Origin of the sequence: Corallococcus sp. AB049A, from assembly GCF_003668885.1 — a bacterium.
In the GTDB taxonomy this organism is placed as follows: Bacteria; Myxococcota; Myxococcia; order Myxococcales; family Myxococcaceae; genus Corallococcus; species Corallococcus interemptor.
This window is the reverse complement of sequence record NZ_RAWL01000924.1, coordinates 1-541: the sequence shown is the minus strand read 5'-3', so window position 1 is coordinate 541 and position 541 is coordinate 1. Positions and strand designations below refer to the sequence as shown.

At 56.4% G+C, this 541-nt stretch carries 1 tRNA gene and 1 rRNA gene; both read right to left on the bottom strand.

The annotated features are described in order from the left end of the window. Window positions 1-44: 44 nt before the first annotated feature. Window positions 45-121, bottom strand: a tRNA-Ile gene (locus tag D7X55_RS40260). Window positions 122-331: 210 nt separating this feature from the next. Further along, window positions 332-541: ribosomal RNA gene (locus D7X55_RS40255) — 16S ribosomal RNA — on the bottom strand; the annotation flags it as partial.

The following is a 541-nucleotide window of genomic DNA, read 5'->3' as shown; positions in this document are numbered from 1 at the left end:
AGCACCATTCACCCTTTCGCTTCCCTCCAGTGAGGAAAGAAGAGTGGTGGGCCTAGGTGGACTTGAACCACCGACCTCGCGCTTATCAGGCGCGCGCTCTAGCCAGCTGAGCTATAGGCCCAGGGGGGCTAAAGCATCGGCGAACCCTACAGCGTCCTTCATTCTCAAAGAGCCGAGCCGCCTTCGCTCGGTCCTTCAAAACCAAACAGCAAGCCCGAAGTTCATAATGGATTGTTTACCGGAAACATTGACCTAGTTAGACCTGATAGCCTTTCGGCTACTGGCATCGCCTGCTCCTCCGAAGAGTGAGCCCGATGCCCGGTCTCCTTAGAAAGGAGGTGATCCAGCCGCAGGTTCCCCTACGGCTACCTTGTTACGACTTCACCCCAGTTACCGAGCACTCCTTGGGCATCTCTTGGTGAGATGACTTCTGGAGCAATCGACTCCCATGGTGTGACGGGCGGTGTGTACAAGGCCCGGGAACGTATTCACCGCAGCGTGCTGATCTGCGATTACTAGCGATTCCGCCTTCATGGAGTCG